The sequence below is a fragment of the Achromobacter sp. genome, assembly GCF_049647645.1.
GTDB lineage: Bacteria > Pseudomonadota > Gammaproteobacteria > Burkholderiales > Burkholderiaceae_B > Achromobacter.
Genome location: NZ_JBARYB010000219.1, coordinates 122,107 through 142,448, shown reverse-complemented (window position 1 = coordinate 142,448; position 20,342 = coordinate 122,107). Strand labels below are relative to the sequence as shown.

The window sequence follows — 20,342 nt, the reverse complement described above, 5'->3', positions numbered from 1 at the left end:
GATTACGGCAGAACGAGGACGACAGGCCCTACACGCCGGCAACGCGCCGGCGGGATCGCGAGTTTACAGCTGGGTCTTCTTGCCGTCCTTATCCCATTTGTAGACGGCGAATTCGAAGTTCTTCAAATCGCCCTTGGCGTCGTACTCGACCTTGCCAATGCCGGTGTTGAACGTCGTCTTGTGCATGTAGTCGGCCACCTTGGCGGGGTCTTCGCCCACCGCGTTGATGCTGTCGGCCAGGATCTGCACGGCGGCGTACGCCGGCATCTGGAAGGCGCCGTCCGGATCGCGCTTGGCGTCCTTGAAGGCCTTCACGATGCTCTCGTTGCCAGGCAGCTTGGTGAAGTCGGCAGGCAGCGTGACCAGCAGGCCGTCGATGGCCGGGCCGGCGATCGCCACCAAATCCTGGTTGGCGGTGCCTTCCGGACCCATGAATTGGACCTTCAGGCCCTGTTCACGCGACTGGCGCAGCAACAGGCCCAGTTCCGGGTGGTAGCCGCCGAAGTAGACCAGGTCCACGCCAGCCGCCTTGAGCTTGGTGATGATGGCCGAGTAGTCGCTGTCGCCGACGTTGATGCCTTCGAACATGGCAACGTTCACGCCTTCCTTGGCCAGGGAATCCTTGACCTGGGTGGCCACGCCCGAACCATAGGTCTGCTTGTCGTGCAGCACGGCGACCTTCTTGGGCTTCAGGGTCTTGGCGATGTAGCTGGCGGCGTACGGGCCTTGCTGGTCATCGCGGCCGATGGTGCGGAAGAAGAAGTGCGGCTTGATCGTGTCGGTGACCAACGGCGAAGTCGCGCCCGGGGTGATGCCGACAATGCCTTCTTCCTCGTAGACCTTCACGGCGGCCACGGTCACGCCCGAGCAGGCATGGGCCACGGCGAACTTGGCGCCGGAATTGACCACGCGGTTGGCGGCCGGCACGGCCTGCTTGGGTTCGCAGCCGTCGTCGATGAGGATAGGTTCGAGCTTCTTGCCTTTGACGCCGCCCTTGGCGTTGATGGTCTCGATCGCGGTCAATGCGCCGGCCTGGATCTGGTCGCCGTATTGCGTATTGGGGCCGGTCATGGGCTGGGGAATGCCGATCTTGATCGTGTCGGCGGCGTGCGCGGCGCCAGCCAAGGCAAGTGCCCCAAGCGCCATGGCTACCGGGGTAAGGCGATTCAGAAACTTCATGCGGAGTTCTCCAGCGAGGTTTTGAGCGGCTCTGTCCGACGCGGTTTATCGGTTGGGTAATCCGTTAATCCTCGTCGCCCGTCGCCGGCTTCTTGGGCAAAAACACGGTGTGGGCGGTATTCTGGAAGCAAGCCGCCATACTGTCACTGCGTGTAATCCCCAATATTTTGGCCAATGCCTTTAATCGTGACGGATGGCGGCGGCAAGCCCATGAAATCGCTGGAGAATTCGCAAGTAAACCTTAGTTAATATCTGGCGGGCCGCAAGAATTTATGCTTGAGCATAAATATCTGCGCAAATTAATACGCCGTTTAAAGACGCATTTAAATACAGTGCTTACGCAAGCCTTACGAATAATAATTAACGCGCGTAGTAATTCACCGCTTTGAAACAAGCAGGCGGGCCAACGACCCGCCCGCCCCTGCCGCATATTCAAGCATTGGCCGGTTTCGCCAGATTCCACATCAGCGCCCGGAACGGCGCCAGCATGCTGATATTGACCGCGAGCTTGATCGCCAGGTCACCCATCATCCAGGTCATCCATGGCGCGCCGGTGGCGGCAAAAGCGACGCTGAAGAACACCGCGGTGTCCAGGATTGCGCCGAGCACGCCCGACACCAGCGGCGCGCGCCACCAGCGCTGGTCGCGCAGGCGGTCGAACACCTGGATGTCGACCAGTTGCGCGCAGATATAGGCCAGGCCCGAGGCCAGCGCGATACGCGGCGAGGCGACCCATACCGATACCACCAAAGCGGCGGCAAAGCCGAACCAGACCACCCGACGCGCAGCCGACGGGCCGAACCGGCGGTTCAGCACGTCGGTAACCAGGAAAGCCACCGGATAGGACAGCCCGCCCCAGGTCAGCCAGTCGTTCAGCGGCACCTGGACCAGGATGTTCGAGCCGACCACCACCACCAGCATGCACAGCACGGCGATGGCAAACTGCGGCCGGCTCATGAGAGCGAAGCGCCGCGAGGCTGCGCTTGCGTCCGTGGCCGTCATTTCCCGAACTCCTCCGCCAGTTCGCGCGAGCGCTGCGCGGCGGCGGCCATGGCGTCTTCGACGATGCCGGCAAAGCCCGCCGCGCCGAAGGCATTGAGCGCCGCGGCAGTAGTGCCGCCCTTCGATGTGACGCGTTCGCGCAGCGTGGCAAGAGGCTCGGAGGACTCGGCCGCCAGGCGCGTGGCTCCGGCCAGCGTGCCCAGCGCCAGCTGCTTGGCCTGCTCGGCCGTCAGGCCGACCTTCTGGCCGCCCGCCACCAGCGCTTCCAGGAATAGGAAGACATAGGCCGGGCCGCTGCCCGACAGGGCTGTCACTCCGTCGAGCGCGGCGTCATCCGCGACCCAGACGACTTCGCCCACGCTGGACAACAATTGGGCAGCCAGATCGCGGTCGGCCGCGTCCACGCCGTCCAGGGCAGCCAGGCCGGTGATGCCCGCCCCCACCAGCGCCGGCGTATTCGGCATGCAGCGCACCAGGCGCTTGAACGGCGCCTCGGCCGTGCCCAGCCAGCCGGCCAGGGTGTCGGCGCGGATGCCGGCCGCCACGCTTACCACCAAAGTGTCTTCGCGCAGCCATTGACGCGTGGAAGCCACAACGTCTTTCATGTTCTGTGGCTTGACTGCGAACACCCACACGCGGCAGCCCGCCAGGGCCTCGCCCGGGCTCGTCGCGGTGGTCATGCCGCGGGCCTGCCAGGCGGCGTGCGAATCCTGGTTTATGTCAATGACATGGATGTTGCCGGCGGCGCATACTTTGCCGGCCAGGCCGGAGGCCAGGGCGGCTGCCATATTGCCGCCGCCGATGAAAGCAATCGAAAGTTCGTTTTTCATAGGAGACGATTGTAAACGGGAGTTCTTGTTGGGAAAAAAAAGAAAAAATGTTCGTTCGCGCCTGAAACGCGCAATTTGACAGGCGTTTAGAGTGATGTGAAAGTCACGGTTTTGTCACAAACAATTCATAAGGTGTCGTGTTTTCCGCGCCCGGACAACCCGGTCGCGTCACGCCCAACTGGAGGAACCTCTCTATGCGATCCCACCGTATTGCACTAACTTTTGCCGCCATCATGACGGCTTTCGCAGGCGCCTCCGCGCATGCCGCCACCGAGATCCAATTCTGGCACTCGATGGAAGGCGCGCTGGGCGACCGCGTGAACGGCCTGGTCGACGAATTCAACAAGAAGAACCCCGACTACCAAGTCAAGGCAGTCTACAAGGGCAACTACGGTGAATCCATGAATGCCGGCATCGCCGCGTTCCGCGCCGGCAATGCCCCCGACATCCTCCAGGTGTTCGAAGTCGGCACCGCCACCATGATGTACGCCAAGGGCGCCATCAAGCCGGTGCAGCAGATGTCGGAAGAGGCCGGCAACCCGATCGATCCCAAGGAATTCATCGGCGCCGTGGCCGGCTACTACTCGTCGCCCGACGGCAAGCTGGTGTCGATGCCCTTCAACAGCTCGACCGTGGTGTTCTACTACAACAAGGACGCCTTCAAGAAGGCCGGCCTGGACGCCGACAAGCCGCCCAAGACCTGGGAAGAGCTGGCCGCCGCCGGCCAAAAGCTGAAGGCCGCCGGCCAAGAGTGCGGCTACACCACCTCCTGGCCGTCGTGGGTCCAGCTGGAGACGTTCTCGGCCTGGCATAACGTGCCCTACGCCACCAAGGACAACGGTTTCGGCGGTCTGGACGCACGCATCGCCATCAACACTCCGCTGCACGTGCGCCACCTGGACAACCTGGCCAAGCTGGGCAAGGAAGGCATCTTCATGTACGGCGGCCGCGGCGACGAGCCGAACTCGCTGTTCATCAGCGGCAAGTGCGCCATGATCACCGGCTCGTCCGGCCTGCGCGCCAACATCGCCAAGAACGCCAAGTTCGAATTCGGCACCTCGACCCTGCCCTACTACGCCGACGTGCAAGGCGCGCCGCAGAACACCATCATCGGCGGCGCTTCGCTGTGGGTCTTCGCCAACAAGAAGCCCGAAACCTACAAGGGCGTGACCGCGTTCTTCAAGTTCCTGGCCAGCCCGGAAATCGCCGCCCGCTGGCACCAGCAGACCGGCTACGTGCCCGTCACCAAGGCTGCCTACGAGCTGACCAAGAAGGACGGCTTCTACGACAAGAACCCGGGCACCGAAGTCGGCGTCAAGCAGTTGAACGTCGAAACCACGGCCCAATCGCGCGGCCTGCGCCTGGGCTTCCTGCCGCAGATCCGTGAAATCGAAGACGCAGAAATCGAGCGCATCGTTTCGGGCAAGGTCAGCGCCAAGGACGGCGCCGAGAACATCGTCAAGCGCGGCAACGAACTGCTGGAAAAGTTTGAGAAGAGTGTAAAGTAACGCCCTTCCGAGACGCCGGCCGGGTCCTGTCAATCGGTATTTTCCATGCCGTAACAAGGACTTGGGCGGTTCAGCATCACGCAGTACAAGGCTTAAGGCCCTGCATTTTTAGGGCCTTAAGCCTCTCGTATTTTACGAAGGCGGTTTCAGGCGGCGGTTACTCCAACCGCCGCTTTTCTGTACCTTGGGTTCCCCCTATGGAAAAACGCGTTGTATTCGGGCACAAGACCTTGCCCTATCTGCTGCTCCTGCCGCAGATCATCATTACCGTGGTCTTCTTCTTCCTGCCTGCCGGCCAGGCCATGTGGCAATCGCTGCGGCTGGAAGATGCTTTCGGGCTGTCCTCCGAGTTCGTCGGACTGGACAACTTCAAGGAACTGTTCTCGCAACAGGCCTACCTGGATTCCTTCCGCGTCACCGCCGTCTTCTCGATCCTCGTGGCGGTGGTCGGGCTGGGCGTGTCCTTGCTGCTGGCCGTCATGGCGGATCGCGTCATCCGCGGCGCCGGGCTCTACAAGACACTGCTGATCTGGCCCTACGCCGTCGCGCCCGCCGTCGTCGGCGTGCTGTGGCTGTTCCTGTTTTCGCCTTCCGTCGGCATCCTGGCGGTGGCCCTGCGCCATGCCGGCGTCGACTGGAACCCGCGCCTGGACGGCAACCAGGCCATGACCCTGGTGCTGATCGCCGCGGTATGGAAGCAGGTTTCCTACAACTTCCTGTTCTTCCTGGCCGGCCTGCAGTCGATTCCGCGTTCGCTCATCGAAGCCGCCGCGATCGACGGCGCCAGCCCGTCGCGCCGCTTCTGGAGCATCGTGTTTCCGTTGCTCTCGCCCACCACGTTCTTCCTGCTGGTGGTCAACATCATCTACGCCTTCTTCGACACCTTCGCCGTGGTGGACACGACCACGCAGGGCGGTCCCGGCACGTCGACCTCGATCCTGGTCTACAAGGTGTACAGCGACGGCTTCCGCGGCCTGGATCTCGGTTCGTCCGCGGCCCAGTCGGTGGTGCTGATGTTCATTGTGATTGCCTTGACGGTCGTGCAGTTCCGCTACGTCGATCGCAAAGTGCAGTATTGATTTTGTCCGAGGCTACAAACAATGGTTGAACGCCGTCCCTGGCTGGATATTCTGGCCCACGTCATTCTGCTCTGCGGCGTGGCGATGGTGGCATTTCCGCTCTATGTCACTTTCGTCGCGTCGACCCAGACCGCGCAGGAAGTGGCTTCCGCGCCGATGTCCCTCATCCCCGGCAAGCATTTCGTCGACAACTACATGCAGGCGCTGTTTGGCGGCTCGTCCGGCGGCTCCTCGGGCGCGCCCGTGGGCCGCATGATGTACGTCAGCCTGATCATGGCGCTGGCGATTTCCATCGGCAAGATCGCCATCTCGCTGCTGTCGGCCTTCGCGGTGGTGTACTTCCGCTTCCCCGGCCGCATGTTCTTCTTCTGGATGATCTTCGTCACGCTGATGCTGCCGGTCGAAGTCCGCATCGCGCCCACCTACAAGGTCGTGGCCGATCTGGGCCTGCTCAACAGCTACGCCGGCCTGACCTTGCCGCTGATCGCCTCGGCGACCGCCACCTTCCTGTTCCGCCAGTTCTTCCTGACGGTGCCGGACGAACTGATCGAAGCCGCGCGCATCGACGGCGCGGGTCCCGTGCGCTTCTTCCGCGACGTGCTGCTGCCCTTGTCCAAGACCAGCATCGCCGCGCTGTTCGTGATCCAGTTCATCTACGGCTGGAACCAGTACCTGTGGCCGCTGCTGGTGACCACGCAGGAAGACATGTACCCCGTCGTCATCGGCATCAAGCGGATGATCAGCGGCGGCGACAGCGTGACCGAATGGAACATCACCATGGCCACCGCCATGCTGGCGATGATCCCGCCGGCGCTGGTCGTCATCCTGATGCAGAAATGGTTCGTCAAGGGTCTGGTCGACACTGAAAAGTGACCCCCACGCCGCGCCTTCGGCTTGCTGCCCCCTACCCGAACACGACTCCGAACACGAATAACTCATGGCTACTCTAAGCTTTCGCAACGTCAAGAAAACCTACGCCGGCAACATTCCTGTCATCCATGGCATCGACATGGACGTCAAGGACGGCGAGTTCATCGTCATCGTCGGCCCCTCCGGCTGCGGCAAGTCCACGCTGATGCGCATGGTCGCCGGCCTGGAAACCGTCACCAGCGGCGAAATCGTCATCGACGACAAGGTGGTCAACAACCTGGAACCGGCCGAACGCGACATCGCGATGGTGTTCCAGAACTACGCGCTCTACCCGCACATGACCGTGTTCGAGAACATGGCCTACGGCTTGAAGATCCGCAAGTTCTCCAAGGACGAGATCAAGAAGCGCGTGGACGTGGCCGCGCAGATCCTGGAACTGAGCCATCTGCTGGACCGCCGCCCGCGTGCGCTGTCGGGCGGCCAGCGCCAGCGCGTGGCCATGGGCCGCGCCATCGTGCGCGAACCCAAGGTGTTCCTGTTCGACGAACCGCTGTCGAACCTGGACGCCAAGCTGCGCGTGGCGATGCGCCTGGAAATCATGAAGCTGCACCGCCGCCTGGGCACCACCAGCCTGTACGTGACCCACGACCAGGTCGAGGCCATGACGCTGGCCCATCGCATGATCGTCATGTACCAGGGCGTGCCGGAGCAGATCGGCACGCCGATGGAAGTGTTCGAAAAGCCCGCCTCGACCTTCGTCGCCGGCTTCATCGGCTCGCCGCCGATGAACCTGATGGAAGTGAACGTGGCTGGCGACGGCACGGTACAGACGCTGGACGGCACTGCGCTGGACATTTCGCCGCTGCAGGTGCCCTCGCAGGTGCGCGGCCGCAAGATCATCATGGGCATGCGGCCAGAACACATGCTGCTGAACACCCAAGGCGTGCCGGCCGAAGTCGAGATGGTCGAAACGCTGGGCTCCGAGCAACTGGTCCACAGCCGCTGCGGCAAGTCCATGCTGGTCGTGCGCTGCACCACGCGCCAGTTGTCCGAGTCGTCGGCCAAGGTCGGCGACCGCGTCAGCCTGGGCCCGGATGGCCGCCATCCGCTGCACTGGTTCGAGGCCGACACCGGCCGCCGCGTGCAAGGCCTGTAAACGCATCCCCGGGCGGAACCGGCGGCGTCGCCCGCCCGGCTCCGCCCTGCTCATTTCCGGCCGGAAACGAGCTTTTCCCGATCAATACGAGTACGTCATCATGGTGCCTATGGTGTACTGCGCGCGGTCCTTCACGATGGGACTGTCCGCGGCGTCGCCATACAGGCGCCGCGCTTCCGCAGCCGTGGTCCACGACCAGGACTTGCTCAGCGGCACGGTCCAGGTCGCACCCAGGCCCACGCTTTCTAGACCACCCTTGGGCGTGTACTTGCGATAGCCGGACTTAGCCGACTGGTTGCCGCTCACGCCGTACCAGGTGCGCATGTAGTTACCGTCGCCGAAGGTGCCGGACAACGCCAGCGAGATCGCTCCGGCGCTGCCCTCGTACACCGTAGTGCTGGCTCCCAGATTGAACATGGTGTAGGCGCTGCCCACATCGCGGTTGTCGCCCTTCTTGAACGCGTGCGCCACCGTGGCCGACAGCGTCACCGGGCCCAGCGTGGTTTCGGCGTCCATGCCGATCTGCGCGCGGCTTTGGATGTCGCCCATGCCGCGCAGCTTGTCCGACCCCTGGAACCCCTTCTTGTGGTCCTTGCGCGAGGCGCTGGGCGCGAGGTAGAAGCGGAAGGTGCTGTCCAGCGCCTGCGTCTCCCAGCCCAGGCCATGGTCGGTGCCGAGGAAGAAGCCGCCGGGGCTGCGCACGCCCAGGCCGATGATGGGCACGGCGGAGTATTCGTCGCTGCCGCTGTAGCGCGGCGCGTAGCCGGCGCCCAGCGTGCCGTAGAACAGCCATTCGTCGGCCGCCCCTTCCCCGGTCGCCACCGTCAACCCGCGCGAACTGGCCCCGCGCTGGCCGTAGACGGAACTGTTCGCAGCGTCATCGGCCAGGGATAGTCCCGGGACTAAAGCCAGCAGGCATGCGGCGCCGGCGGCGCGCGTAAACAGGGAAGAACGGATTTTTCGCTTCATAACAGCTTCCAAGAAACGATGTTGAGGGGGGGTAAAACCGTAGAGCCGCAAGTGGCTCGATCTATGGGATGTCAGCGCCCTGCTTGGCCTGGCGCATCAGCGCCATCGCCATCGTCGACACCGAGGCCACCAGCGGTTCACTCGTGTCGGAATTGCTCATGACCAGTACCGCGAGCTTGTCTCGCGGCGCCACCACAAAGCGCGAATGAAAGGCTTCGGTAGCGCCGCTGTGCTGGCGCACGGGCGCGTCGGCGATCTCCTCGCCACAGGGCGCCGCCAGCCACGAGAGCGCCAGGCGGCATTCCAGCGCCAGCGCACCCTCCACCGTTTCCATGTCGAGCACGGCGCGGGCCGACTCGGCGTTCAGCACGCGGCGGCCTTGGTACAGGCCGTCCGCAAAGAGCATGCTGGAGAAGCGCGCCATCTCCGAGGTGCTGAGCCACAGGCCATCGGCGGCCTCATTGGGCTGCGACGCCTCGGTCCAGGGCGCGCCGCGGCGGTAGCCAGAGGCGCGCAGGTCGAGCATGCGGGGGCTGGGATGGAAGCCTGCGCGCGGCATGTTCAGCGGCTGCAGGATGGTGCGGCGCACATAGGTATCGAAGGGCTCGCTCGCCAGGTGCGCGACCATGTCGCCCAACAAGGCGTAGGCCATGTCGGCGCGCGCGCGCCCCATGGTGTCTTCCAGCGACCCCGGATGCACGGCCAACAGATTGCGGGCGGTAAAGGGATGCGCGCCCAGCCATTGCATGGCGCCGCGGCGCGGCTGGATGTCCCAGTCAGGCAGCGCCTGCGAGGCCGGCTGGTCCAGCGCCAGGCGCCCGTCATCGGCGGCGCGCAGCACGCCCGCCGCGGTGACGATCTTGGTGATGGTTCCTACGCGGTACAGCGTGTCGCTGGTCGCGCTGCGGTGGCGCAGGCGGTCGGCGTAGCCAAAGCCCGTGCTCCACACCACGCGCTGGTCGTCGACGATGGCGATCGACAGGCCCGGCACGCCGGACGCATCCATGTCATAGGGGATGCGCTGGGCCAGATAGCCGACGACTGCCTGGTAGTCGCCCTGAGCGATCGGAGGCGGCGTGTCGGGAGGCACGCCCTGGCAACCGCCCGCGGCGACCAGCAACATACCTACGGCAACCAGGCGGCTGAGGGAAAACATGGCGAGCGGCAATACCTCTGAAGAGAACTGCCGTCATGCTAGCCACGCGCGTAGTCGCGATCTTTCCCGCTTTGTATGGAGTTTGTGAAGATTGCGGCGGCGGTTTGTGAAGTTTGTTTACGTTGTGCCGCGCCGCGGCGTGGGAGCCTTCAGGCGGCCGTCCAGGCAAGCACGAAACGCGCGCCGCCCAGGGGGCTGTCGCTTGCCTGCACCGTGCCGTTGTGCCAACGGGCCACGCGGCTCACAATGGCAAGGCCGAGCCCCACTCCGCCCGTGCCCCGGTCGCGGCTTTCGTCCAGGCGAATGAAGGGCTCGAAAATGCGCTCGCGGTCCGCAGGCGGGATGCCCGGGCCGTCGTCGTCCACGATCAGTACGTACTCGCGCGCGCCCGGACTGATCAGGCTGACCTGGACCCGGCGGCCAGCGTGCCGGATGGCGTTCTGCAACAGGTTGAGCACGGCGCGCGTCATGTAGCGCTGGTGCAGATGCACCTCGGGCACCTGGCATAGCGCCACCTCGCAGCACACGCCCGAGACCCCAGCCTCGAACCCGGCGTGCTGCACCACCGAATCCAGCCAGCCGCGCGCGTCCTGCGCCTGCAGGGCGACGCCGTCGCCCTTGTGCTCCAGGCGGGCGTACATCAGCAATTCGGAAGCCATGGCATCCAGCTCGGCCACGTCGCTCTTCATTTCCTCGACCAGCCGCTTGCGCGCGGCCGGATCGTCCTCGCGGTCCATCATGTCCAGTTCGAACGACAGGCGCGCAATCGGCGTGCGCAGCTCGTGCGACACGGCGTTGGTCAGGTCGCGCTGGTTGCCCACCAGGGCGCTGATGCGGTCGGACATCTGGTTGAAGGTGTCGCCCAGGTTGCGGATGCTGGAATGGCGCGAGAGGCGCGCCCGGGCCTGCAGATCGCCCTGCCCCATGCGCAGGGCCGCGGTCTTCAGGGCCTCCAGGTCGCGCCAGATGGGTAGCGCCCACACCAGCATGAAGGCGCACAGCAGCAGGCCCAGCGCGGAATACACCGCAGCCATCAGCCACGGCCCGATGGAGGGTTCGGGCGGCAGCTTGACTTCCAGCCATTGCCTGCCCGGGCCGGGAATCGCCGCCACGAAGGTCTGCTGCTTGTCACGGACGAAGAAGCTGCCGGAATCCACCATCGCGCGCTCGTCCTCGGTGGCCCCATAGCTGTCGGCATCGACCACCTTGAGCGTCAGGCCGTAATGCGGCGCCAGCGCGTCGCGCACGTGCGCCTCGCGCTCGGCGGGCGGCACGCCGCCCAGTTCCTGCACCAGGCTGTGGATCTGGCCTCGCACCGCTTCGCGTGTGTAGGCATCGCTGACCGGCTCGAAGAAGTAGTTGGCGGACCTGTCCACCACTTCGTTGGAAATGACGAAGCCCACCGCCAGCACCACGAACAGCCGCAGGACAAACTTAAGCATCACCGCCCTCGTGCGCCTTGGGCGAGAACAGATAGCCCTTGCCCCACACGGTCTTGATGCGCGCGGGGTCGCGCGGATCGTCGTCCAGCTTGCGCCGCAGTTTGCTGACGCAGACGTCGACGCTGCGGTCCAGCCCGTTGAACTCGATGCCGCGGACCGCGTTGAGCAGGTCGTCGCGGGTCAGCACCTGGCCGGCCTGGCTGGCCAGCGCCCAGAGCATTTCGAACTCCATCGTGGTCAGGTCCACTTCAGAGCCGGCATGGACCACGGCGCGCGTGCGCCGGTCTATCACCAGGGGACCGAATTCCAGGCGCTCCGGCGGTTCGTCCAGCTGGCTGTGCCGCCGCAGCAGCGCCCGGATCCGCGCCAGCAGCACGCGGGGTTCCACGGGTTTGATGACGTAGTCGTCCGCGCCTGACTCCAGGCCCAGGATCTGATCCAGGTCGTCTTCGCGCGCCGTCAGCATCAGGATGGGCGCCGACGAAAAGGCGCGCAGGTCGCGGCAGACCTGCAGGCCGTCCCTGCCCGGCAGCATCAGGTCCAGGATGGTGATGGCCGGGTCATGCCTGCGGAAAGCTTCCACCGCGTGATCGCCGCGGTAAGCCTGGGCGACATTGAACCCGTGCTGCTCCAGGAACTGCGCGATCAGGCGCGACAGTTTCGGATCGTCTTCGACTAACAAGGCCTTGGTCATGGTGTCCAGACAGAAAAGTGAGGTCGATGGCGCCGCATTCTACGCAATCGCGACGGACGGGCGTTCGACCGGGACGCCTTCCGCCGGTTCCCCCACCTGGCGCAAGAACGAAAAAACCGGGCCGGAAGACTGTCGCTTCCGGCCCGGTTTGCCATGGAACGCCAAGTGGTTCCGCCCGTGTCGCGGGCCGCAGGCCCGCTCGCGGACTTACTTGTAGACGGTCTTAGAACCATCCTTGTGCCAGGTGAACACGTCGAACTCGAAGTTCGTCAGGTCGCCTTGTTTGTTCCAGGACACCTTGCCGATCGGCGTGTCGAAGGAGTTGGCGTGCAGGTATTTGGCGACCTTGGTCGGGTCGTCGCTGCCCGCGCCCTTGATGCCGTCCGCGATGACCTGGGTGGCCGTGTAGGCGGTCATCTGGAAGGCGCCACTGGCGTTGCGCTTCTTGGCTTCGAAGGCCTTGACGATGTCGGCGTTGGCGGCGTTCTGGGTGAAGTCGGCCGGCAGCGTCAGCAGCATGCCTTCGACGGCGTCGCCGGCGATGGCATTGATGTCGGGGTTGCCCGTGCCTTCCGGACCCATCCACTTGGCCTTCACGCCCTGTTCGGCCGCCTGGCGCAGCAGCAGGCCCATTTCGGGGTGGTAGCCGCCGTAGTAGACGAAGTCCACGCCCTGGCTCTTCAGCTTGGTGATGACGGCCGAGTAGTCGCTGTCGCCGGCGTTGATGCCTTCGAACACGGCGACGGCCACGCCGCCCTTCTCCAGGTCGTTCTTGACCGCGGTGGCGATGCCCTGGCCGTAGGACTGCTTGTCATGCAGCACGGCGACCTTCTTGGGCTTGATCTTGTCCAGGATGAACTTGGCCGCGGCCGGGCCTTGCTGGTCGTCGCGGCCGATGGTGCGGAAGATGAACTCGTAGTTCTTGCCGTCGGTCAGCGCCGGCGACGTGGCCGACGGAGTGACCATGACCACGCCTTCATTGTTGTAGATGTCGGCAGCGGCGATGGTGGCGCCCGAGCACACGTGGCCCACGACGAAACCGATCTTGCTGTTGACGACGCGGTTGGCGGCGACCGGGCCTTGCTTGGGTTCGCAGCCATCGTCGATCACGACGGTTTCCAGCTTCTTGCCGTTGATGCCGCCGGCGGCGTTGATGCGCTCGACCGCGGTATCGACCCCTTCACGGACCATATCGCCATACTGCGTGACCGCGCCGGTGGTGGGGCCGACGACGCCGATCTTGATGGTTTGCGCTTGCGCTCCCGAGGCAAACGCCAGACCGGCCGCAACGCCCAGCGCTGCGATAACCGGGGTCAGACGAAATACTGGCTTCATGTGTGGACTCCTCTAATGATTTGTAATCGTTAGTTTTTTGCACCGTGGCGGACGCCGGATCATCTCCAGGCCAAGCATGCCTGCTGGACTGCCCTTTGCAGGGGTTTCGGCCCCGGTCACGCCCGGTTGCATTGCGATTGCACGGCAAGCATACACTGAAAAATCACCCCTTTTAGGCCAGTTTCGGACCACTTTGATACGCGTCTGATTATTGCGCTGCGGCATTCTTCGCCGCCCGCCCTTATGCCCGCCAGCGTATATGCAAAAGACGATTTATTCGTTTGCGTTACTAAGGCCGCGCGGCATCATGGCCGCCATGAGACTCCAACCGATCATCGTTCCCGGATGGAAAAACTCCGGCCCCCAACACTGGCAATCGCGCTGGATGGCCTTGCTGCCACATGCGCGCCGCGTCGAACAACGCGACTGGGAACATCCGGCCCCAGGCGAATGGATCGCGGCGCTTGCCACCGAAGTGAATGAGGCCCGCAGCCCCGTCCTCCTGATAGCGCACAGCCTGGGCTGCCTGATCAGCGCCGCGCTGCCGGTGCCGCTGCGCGCCAAGGTCGCGGGCGCCCTGCTGGTGGCGCCGGCGGACGTTGAGCGCGCAGGGGCGCCTGCCTGCCTGAAGGACTTCGGCCCGATCCCGCGCCAGTCCTTGCCATTCCAGAGCGTGGTGGTGGCGAGCGACAACGATCCCTATTGCCAGCTGGAACGCGCCCGCGCTTTTGCACGCGATTGGGGGAGCCGGCTGGTGGTCGTGCCGGGCGCAGGCCACATCAATGCCGACAGCGGCCTGGACGACTGGCCGCAAGGCTTGAAACTCTTGGGCGCGCTACGGCGCCGAGCGGTATGGCGCGTGACGCCGCCGCCCGAGCGTATCGCGCCCATACCGGCGCGCCCGCTGTCGCATCAGGCTTGAACCCGGTCCGGGCGCTGGATGAAAAAACGGAGCCGCGAAGCTCCGTTTTTTCATGCGGCGGCCGTCGCTGTCATTGCAGCAGGCTGCGCAGCATCCAGGCGTTCTTTTCGTGCACGTCCAGGCGTTGCGTCAGCAGATCCGCCGTGGGCTGGTCATTGGCGGCATCGGCCTTCTCGAACGCCGCGCGCGCGGTCTTGGCGACGGACTCGTTGGCGGTCACCAGCAGGCGCACCATTTCCAAGGCTTCCGGCACCGAGTCCGGCTCGGCGATCGAGGACAGCTTGCCGAATTCGCGGTAGGTGCCCGGCGCGTAGTGGCCCAGCGCGCGGATGCGCTCGGCGATGCTGTCCAGCGCGTTCCACTCTTCGGTGTACTGGGTCATGAACATCAGGTGCAGCGTGTTGAACATGGGCCCCGTGACGTTCCAGTGGAAGTTGTGCGTCATCAGGTACAGCGTGTACGAGTCGGCCAGCAGCTTGGACAATTCGCCGGCGACGGCGGCGCGGTCCTTGTCCGAGATACCGATGTTGATGCGCGGAACGCTGGAGGTCTTCTTGGGGGACTTGGCCATTGCTAGCTCCTAGGAATGAATGTGCGAAACAAGGATAACACTGCAAATACGGCGAAATGCCGCAATATCCGCCGCTACGATCAATAAGTCCTGCGACCTTTTGACGCGGCGCAAGCCGCGCGCTCCAGGCCGCGGGACAGCGGCCTGGAACTCAATCCTGCACGGCCGCGACCTCGTCGGTCAGCATCTTCACACCCGGCAGCTCGCAGGCGTAGACCGCCTGCGCCAGCGCCTCGATGGCGGCCAAGCGGGGGAAGCTGCGGCGCCAGGCCAGCACCACGCGGCGCTCCGGCACATGGCCTTCAAACGGCAGATAGCGCAACAGGCTGTTGGACGGCGGCTGCTCGGGCACCGCGGTCACGGGCAGGACGGTCACGCCTATGCCGGCCGCGACCATGTGGCGGATGGTCTCCAGCGAGGAGCCCTCGAAGGTGCGCTGGATGCCGTCGCTCGCAGCCGAGAAACGCGACAGTTCGGGGCAGACTTCCAGCACCTGGTCGCGGAAGCAATGGCCGCTGCCCAGGAGCAGCATGGTCTGCTGCTTCAGGTCCTGCGCGTCGATGGATACGCGCCGCGCCAACTCGTGGTCATTGGGCACGGCCACGATGAAAGGCTCATCGTAGAGAGGCTGCATGACCAGCCCGGCCTCGGGCAACGGCAAGGCCATGATGGCGCAGTCGATCTCGCCCTGGCGCAGCAGCTCGACCAGGCGCACGGTGAAGTTCTCCTGCAGCAGCAGCGGCATCTGCGGGGTGCGGCGGATCTGCACCGGCACCAGCCGCGGCAGCAGGTACGGGCCTATGGTGTGGATCACGCCGACGCGCAAGGGGCCTGCCAGCGGGTCGTGTCCCTGGCGCGCAATTTCCTTGATGCTGGCGCTTTCTTCCAGCACTTTCTGCGCCTGCGCCACGATGCGCTGGCCGATCGGAGTGACGCCGACCTCGGCGCCGCCGCGCTCAAACAGCGTCACGCCCAATTCGTCCTCCAGCTTGCGTATCGCTACCGAGAGCGTGGGCTGGCTGACGAAACAGGCCTCGGCCGCCCGGCCGAAATGCCGTTCGCGCGCGACGGCGACGATGTACTTGAGTTCGGTGAGAGTCATGGTGGACTACGCCCCCGGGGGTTATGCCCCAGCCTCGTGGCTGGCGCTTGCTAGATTAAGGTTGGCGGCTGCTTGCATGGTCAGGTGCGCAGGAAATCCTCGCGCCCGCGCATCCAGCGCGCCAGATGCGCCTCGACCGCCGCCGGGTGTTCGGCGCGCAGCCAGACCGCGGCGTCGCGCGCGTCTTCGGCAATGGCCGCGTCCGTTTCCAGGTCGGCGAAGCGCAATAGCGCCATGCCCGACTGGCGCGTGCCCAGGAATTCGCCCGGGCCGCGCTGTTCCAGGTCGCGGCGGGCGATTTCGAAGCCATCCGACGTTTCGAACATGGCCCGCAGACGTTCCCGCGCCACTTGCGACAGCGGCGTCTGATAGAGCAGCACGCATACCGATTCGGCGGTGCCGCGCCCTACCCGGCCGCGCAGCTGATGCAGCTGGGCCAGGCCAAAGCGTTCTGCGTGCTCGATCACCATGAGCGAGGCATTCGGCACGTCCACGCCGACTTCGATAACGGTGGTGGCGACCAGCAGGTCCACTTCGCCATCGCGGAAAGCCTGCATCACGGCGGCCTTCTCGGCCTGCGGCAGCCGGCCGTGGACCAGGCCGATGCGCAGGTCCGGCAGGTCGACCCGCATGCCTTCGTAGGTATCGACGGCGGTCTGGAGCTCCAGGGCCTCGCTTTCCTCGACCAGCGGACAGACCCAGTAGGCCTGTTGTCCGCCGCGCGCGGCCTGGGCGATGTGGGCGATGACTTCCACGCGCCGCGCGTCCGACACCAGCTTGGTCAGGACGGGGCTGCGCCCCGGCGGCAACTCGTCGATGACGGAAACGTCCAGGTCGGCGAAGAAGGTCATGGCCAGCGTGCGCGGAATCGGCGTCGCGCTCATGTTGAGCTGATGCGGCACGTTGCGGCCGCGCACGGTTTCGCCCTTGCGCGTCAGCGCCAGGCGCTGCCCGACGCCGAAGCGGTGCTGCTCATCGACGATGGACAGGCCCAAACGGTGGAACTCGACGTTGTCCTGGATCAGCGCTTGCGTACCGACGATCAATTGCACACTGCCGTCCGCGGCAGCCGCCACCGCTGCGCGGCGCGCCTTGGCGGCGAGGCTGCCGCTCAGCCAGGCGACGTTCACACCCAGCGGCTGCAGCCACGACACCAGCTTGCGGAAGTGCTGCTCCGCCAGGATTTCGGTGGGCGCCATCAGCGCGACCTGGGCGCCGCTGGCGATGGCCTGCGCCGCGGCGATAGCCGCCACCACGGTCTTGCCGCTGCCGACGTCGCCTTGCAGCAGGCGATGCATGGGATACGGCTTGGCCATGTCGGCGGATATTTCCTGAACCACGCGTTCCTGCGCGCCGGTCAGCTTGAACGGCAGCGCTTCGTATAACCTGGCCACCAGGCTTCCGGGCTCGGTGCGCGCCGGCAGCGATTCGGCTTCCTTGACGCGTCGGGCAGCGCGCGCGGCGGCCAGCGACAGCTGCTGCGCCAGGAGTTCGTCGAACTTGATGCGGCGCCAGGCCGGATGCACGCGGTCCAGCAAGGCCTGCTCGGATTCGCCCTGGGCCGGCGTGTGCAAGGCGCGGATGGCCGGCTCGAACGGCGGCAGGTCGTAGCGGGCCCGCGCCTCGTCGGGCAAGGTGTCGGACAGGTCGGCGCGGTCCAGCGCCTGCGCGATGGCGCGGCGCAGGGTCAGCTGGGGCAACCCTTCGGTGCTGGGATAGACAGGAGTCAACGCAGTGGGCAGCGGCGCGTCGGCATTGGTCATGCGCGGGTGCACCATCTGGCGCCCGAACAGCCCGCCGCGAACTTCGCCGCGCGCGCGCAGGCGCTTGCCGACGCTGACTTGTTTCTGCTGGCTGGGGTAGAAATTCAGCCAGCGCAATTGCAGTTCGCCGCTGTCGTCCACCAGGGTGGCGGTCAGTTGCCGCCGGGGCCGGTAGAGAACCTCGGATTTGGTGATCTCGCCCTCCACCTGCCCGGCAAAACCGGGCCGCAAGGCGCTGATCGGGACGATGCGGGTTTCGTCTTCGTAGCGCAGCGGCAGATGCAGCACGAAGTCCTCGGGCAGCACCAAACCCAGGTTACGGAGCTTGCGCTCCGTATCCGTCATCGCTTTGCCAGCGCCTTTGTTGTCGGCGCCAGATCGCTTGGAAGCCGCGGTTGCGGCCGGCATGGAGAAACGAACCTCGGGATTGAAAAGTCCGGGTGGGCTTTACAGGACCAGAATCGCTTCGACTTCGAACTGCGCGCCCTTGGGCAGGCTGGCCACGCCGATGGTGGAGCGCGCCGGGAACGGCTGGGGAATGATCTCGGCCATGATGGCGTTGGCGGCCGTGAACTTGCCCAGGTCGGTCAGGAACAGCGTCAGCTTGACCACATTGTCCAGCGTGCCGCCGGCGGCCTTGATGACTTCCTGCATGTTCGCGAAAGCCTGACGCACCTGGGCATCGAAGTTCTCGGAAACCAGATCGCCAGTGCCCGGCTCCAGGCCGATCTGGCCCGAGAGGTACACAGTCTTGGTGCCGCTTACGGCAACCGCTTGCGAGTAAGGGCCTACCGCGGCGGGCGCGGAGTCGGTATGGATGATTTGCTTGCTCATGGGCGGAATCCTTCGAAAGACGGATAGAAACTACAACTATCGAAGTGTATCGAGCAATAGACTTTTGCGAAAGTAGCTGAACGCCTTAGGGTGGGTGCAGGACTGAATATGGGCCGGTCCCGCAAAGGCTGAATCAGCCAGGTTCCAGGCCGGCTTCGTTATAATCACCAGACTATCCCGCAGGTTCTCAGATAAGGCGCTTTTCTTGAAAAACAGCACCCTGCAAGCCAAGTTGGACTACTGGGAAAAGGTGCGCCGTTTGAACTACGCGGCCAGCATGCGCCTGGAAGGCTACCCGCTCACACCCGCCGACGCGAAGCGCGAACTTCCTTCGCGCGAGGCCGTGTTGCGCGCCTATCGCAAGCCTGCCTGACATTGGACAAGTACGGCACCGGACAGGATCCGTACTGCTATCCAGGCAGCTACTCGCTGCGTAACCGGCTGGACATCCGGGACGATGCGCGGCTCGCGCAGGCTGAGCAGGATCTTTCCGAGATCGCCGTCAGCCAGCTCGAGTTTTCCCTGCCTCCCTACGACCTTGCTTACCTGAAGCAGCTCCATCGCGCGCTGTTTCAGGATCTCTACGACTGGGCGGGTGAGCTGCGCACCATCGATATTGCAAAAGGCGGCACCCGCTTCTGCAACACACCCAGAATCGAACCCGAGGCCAACAAGATCTTCGCGGCCCTGGCACAAGCCCACTGGTTCATCGACCTGCCGCGTGACGCCCTGATAGCCGCTGTCGCTGTCGCCTATGGCGACCTCAACATGATTCATCCCTTCCGAGAAGGAAACGGCCGCGCCCAACGCCTCCTGTTCGAGCACCTTATCCTCAATGCGGGCTACGAGATCGGTTGGTGGCCAGTGACGCAAATGGAATGGGTCGACGCCAACATCGCGGCCGTGCTCTGCGACTATGCACCGCTGCAGGCCGTGTTCCAACGCTGCGTCGGCCAGCGGATAGACGGCTAGCGCGGCCCAGCCAAGCTCGGGCTGTCGATATCCCCCCGATGCTCCCGCAGCAAGTCATACAAGGCCTGCGCCGCGACCGACAGCGTGCGGCCCTTGCGCCGCACCAGGTAGAGCGGCCGGGTCAGGGCCTTGCCTGCCAGCGGCACGATGCGCAGGTCGGCGCCGCCGAAATGGAACAGCGTCATCGCCGGCACCACCGAGATGCCCAGGCCGGCGCGCACCAGCCCCGTCGCCGTCGCCAGGTGCTCCACCTCGAACACGGGCGCCGGCGCGTCGGCGCCCAAGGCGGCATCCAGGTGCTTGCGCACGCTGCTGCCCCGCGCCAGCTGGATCATGGGATAGCGCAAGATGTCGCGCAGCCGGGCCTTGCCTGCGTCCGCCAGCGGATGGTCGGCGCGGCAGACCAGGAAATAGCGGTCCGCATGCAGGAACTCGCTGTCCAGGTCGTTCATGTCCGGCCGTCGGGAAGCCACCGCGAAATCCACCTGCCCTGCCTGCACCAGGTCCAGGCAGGGATCCAGCAAAGCATCCCGCAGGTCCACCGTGATGCCTGGATAGGCCTCGCGAAAACGCGCCAATAGCCCCGGCAGCCAGCCTGCGGCGAGCGAGGGCAAGGCCGCCAGCGCCACCCGCCCGCGGCGCCTTGCGGCATGATCGCGCAGGTCTTCCATCACCAGGTCCATGTCGGCCAACAGCCTGCGCGCTGTCGCGTCCAGCACCTGGCCTTCCGCCGTCAGCTCGACATGGCGCGTGTTGCGGTCGAACAGGCGCAAGCCGGCGCTGTCTTCCAGCTGGCGGATCAGGGCGCTGAAGGCCGGCTGCGTCAGGTGGCAACGCTGAGCCGCCCGGGTGAAGTGTTTTTCTTCGGCCAGGGCCACGAACGCGCGCAATTGCCGGGCAGATAGATTCATGGCTTTTTTCTATGAATTGATCCGATCTTTCTATTTTACTGATTAGC

The 20,342-nt window shown here is 64.9% G+C and carries 20 protein-coding genes; 7 read left to right on the top strand and 13 right to left on the bottom strand.

What is annotated here, in order from left to right; genetic code table 11:
• Window positions 1-63: 63 nt before the first annotated feature.
• The 3 genes from WBB14_RS26075 to proC all read right to left on the bottom strand — a co-directional run bounded on the left by WBB14_RS26075 (window position 64) and on the right by proC (window position 3,011).
• A complete protein-coding gene (locus WBB14_RS26075; RefSeq protein ID WP_332014797.1) occupies window positions 64-1,179 on the bottom strand; it encodes a high-affinity branched-chain amino acid ABC transporter substrate-binding protein in 1,116 nt (371 codons plus the stop codon).
• A 432-nt stretch (window positions 1,180-1,611) separates the two neighbouring features.
• Window positions 1,612-2,181, bottom strand: a complete 570-nt coding sequence (locus WBB14_RS26070) for a queuosine precursor transporter (RefSeq protein WP_332014796.1) — start codon at window positions 2,179-2,181, stop codon at window positions 1,612-1,614.
• Complete coding sequence (gene proC / locus WBB14_RS26065) at window positions 2,178-3,011, bottom strand: pyrroline-5-carboxylate reductase (RefSeq protein ID WP_424242329.1); 834 nt, start codon at window positions 3,009-3,011, stop codon at window positions 2,178-2,180. The genes WBB14_RS26070 and proC overlap by 4 nt, the downstream gene beginning before the upstream one ends.
• Before the next feature lie 194 nt (window positions 3,012-3,205).
• Between proC and ugpB the strand changes: the two genes are divergently transcribed.
• The 4 genes from ugpB to WBB14_RS26045 all read left to right on the top strand — a co-directional run bounded on the left by ugpB (window position 3,206) and on the right by WBB14_RS26045 (window position 7,624).
• Window positions 3,206-4,519: a sn-glycerol-3-phosphate ABC transporter substrate-binding protein UgpB gene (gene ugpB, locus WBB14_RS26060; protein WP_332014794.1), complete on the top strand. Its 1,314-nt coding sequence runs from the start codon at window positions 3,206-3,208 to the stop codon at window positions 4,517-4,519.
• A 197-nt stretch (window positions 4,520-4,716) separates the two neighbouring features.
• On the top strand, window positions 4,717-5,598 hold the full coding sequence (gene ugpA, locus WBB14_RS26055; RefSeq protein ID WP_424242328.1) for a sn-glycerol-3-phosphate ABC transporter permease UgpA: 882 nt from the start codon (window positions 4,717-4,719) through the stop codon (window positions 5,596-5,598).
• Window positions 5,599-5,619: 21 nt separating this feature from the next.
• Window positions 5,620-6,471: a sn-glycerol-3-phosphate ABC transporter permease UgpE gene (gene ugpE / locus WBB14_RS26050; RefSeq protein ID WP_013393954.1), complete on the top strand. Its 852-nt coding sequence runs from the start codon at window positions 5,620-5,622 to the stop codon at window positions 6,469-6,471.
• Window positions 6,472-6,535: 64 nt separating this feature from the next.
• Window positions 6,536-7,624, top strand: coding sequence for a sn-glycerol-3-phosphate import ATP-binding protein UgpC (locus tag WBB14_RS26045; protein ID WP_424242327.1), 1,089 nt, complete (start codon window positions 6,536-6,538; stop codon window positions 7,622-7,624).
• A gap of 81 nt (window positions 7,625-7,705) precedes the next feature.
• Here WBB14_RS26045 and WBB14_RS26040 read toward each other — a convergent pair whose 3' ends face one another.
• From WBB14_RS26040 to WBB14_RS26020, 5 genes are all read right to left on the bottom strand, one after another.
• Complete coding sequence (locus WBB14_RS26040) at window positions 7,706-8,593, bottom strand: MipA/OmpV family protein (protein WP_424242326.1); 888 nt, start codon at window positions 8,591-8,593, stop codon at window positions 7,706-7,708.
• Between the two features lie 61 nt (window positions 8,594-8,654).
• Window positions 8,655-9,749, bottom strand: a complete 1,095-nt coding sequence (locus tag WBB14_RS26035; protein WP_424242325.1) for a serine hydrolase domain-containing protein — start codon at window positions 9,747-9,749, stop codon at window positions 8,655-8,657.
• Window positions 9,750-9,898: 149 nt separating this feature from the next.
• On the bottom strand, window positions 9,899-11,191 hold the full coding sequence (locus tag WBB14_RS26030; protein ID WP_424242324.1) for an ATP-binding protein: 1,293 nt from the start codon (window positions 11,189-11,191) through the stop codon (window positions 9,899-9,901).
• Window positions 11,184-11,885, bottom strand: coding sequence for a response regulator (locus tag WBB14_RS26025; protein ID WP_013393959.1), 702 nt, complete (start codon window positions 11,883-11,885; stop codon window positions 11,184-11,186). Before WBB14_RS26025 ends, WBB14_RS26030 begins: the two co-directional genes overlap by 8 nt.
• Before the next feature lie 207 nt (window positions 11,886-12,092).
• Window positions 12,093-13,220, bottom strand: a complete 1,128-nt coding sequence (locus tag WBB14_RS26020) for a branched-chain amino acid ABC transporter substrate-binding protein (RefSeq protein WP_424242323.1) — start codon at window positions 13,218-13,220, stop codon at window positions 12,093-12,095.
• 316 nt (window positions 13,221-13,536) lie between these two features.
• Here WBB14_RS26020 and WBB14_RS26015 point away from each other — a divergent pair, with 316 nt between their 5' ends.
• The gene (locus WBB14_RS26015) at window positions 13,537-14,142 is read left to right on the top strand and encodes an RBBP9/YdeN family alpha/beta hydrolase (protein ID WP_424242322.1); all 606 of its coding nucleotides are present in this window, start codon (window positions 13,537-13,539) and stop codon (window positions 14,140-14,142) included.
• Window positions 14,143-14,212: 70 nt separating this feature from the next.
• On the opposite strand, the gene WBB14_RS26010 is transcribed toward WBB14_RS26015, so the two are convergent.
• From WBB14_RS26010 to WBB14_RS25995, 4 genes are all read right to left on the bottom strand, one after another.
• Window positions 14,213-14,713 (bottom strand): Dps family protein, encoded by a 501-nt coding sequence (locus WBB14_RS26010; RefSeq protein WP_207465082.1) that lies wholly within the window; start codon window positions 14,711-14,713, stop codon window positions 14,213-14,215.
• A 151-nt stretch (window positions 14,714-14,864) separates the two neighbouring features.
• Window positions 14,865-15,815, bottom strand: a complete 951-nt coding sequence (locus WBB14_RS26005) for a LysR substrate-binding domain-containing protein (protein WP_424242321.1) — start codon at window positions 15,813-15,815, stop codon at window positions 14,865-14,867.
• An 80-nt stretch (window positions 15,816-15,895) separates the two neighbouring features.
• Entirely contained in the window at window positions 15,896-17,986 is a 2,091-nt protein-coding gene (gene recG, locus WBB14_RS26000; protein ID WP_424242320.1) for an ATP-dependent DNA helicase RecG, read from the bottom strand.
• Window positions 17,987-18,025: 39 nt separating this feature from the next.
• On the bottom strand, window positions 18,026-18,412 hold the full coding sequence (locus WBB14_RS25995; RefSeq protein WP_424242319.1) for a Rid family detoxifying hydrolase: 387 nt from the start codon (window positions 18,410-18,412) through the stop codon (window positions 18,026-18,028).
• A gap of 205 nt (window positions 18,413-18,617) precedes the next feature.
• Between WBB14_RS25995 and WBB14_RS25990 the strand changes: the two genes are divergently transcribed.
• Both WBB14_RS25990 and WBB14_RS25985 read left to right on the top strand, forming a co-directional pair.
• Window positions 18,618-18,785 (top strand): YhfG family protein, encoded by a 168-nt coding sequence (locus tag WBB14_RS25990; RefSeq protein WP_332014284.1) that lies wholly within the window; start codon window positions 18,618-18,620, stop codon window positions 18,783-18,785.
• 2 nt (window positions 18,786-18,787) lie between these two features.
• Window positions 18,788-19,384, top strand: coding sequence for a putative adenosine monophosphate-protein transferase Fic (locus WBB14_RS25985; protein WP_424242318.1), 597 nt, complete (start codon window positions 18,788-18,790; stop codon window positions 19,382-19,384).
• Here the strand turns inward: WBB14_RS25985 and WBB14_RS25980 are convergent.
• Window positions 19,381-20,295, bottom strand: a complete 915-nt coding sequence (locus WBB14_RS25980) for a LysR family transcriptional regulator (RefSeq protein WP_424242317.1) — start codon at window positions 20,293-20,295, stop codon at window positions 19,381-19,383. The genes WBB14_RS25985 and WBB14_RS25980 overlap by 4 nt on opposite strands.
• Between the last annotated feature and the right edge of the window lie 47 nt (window positions 20,296-20,342).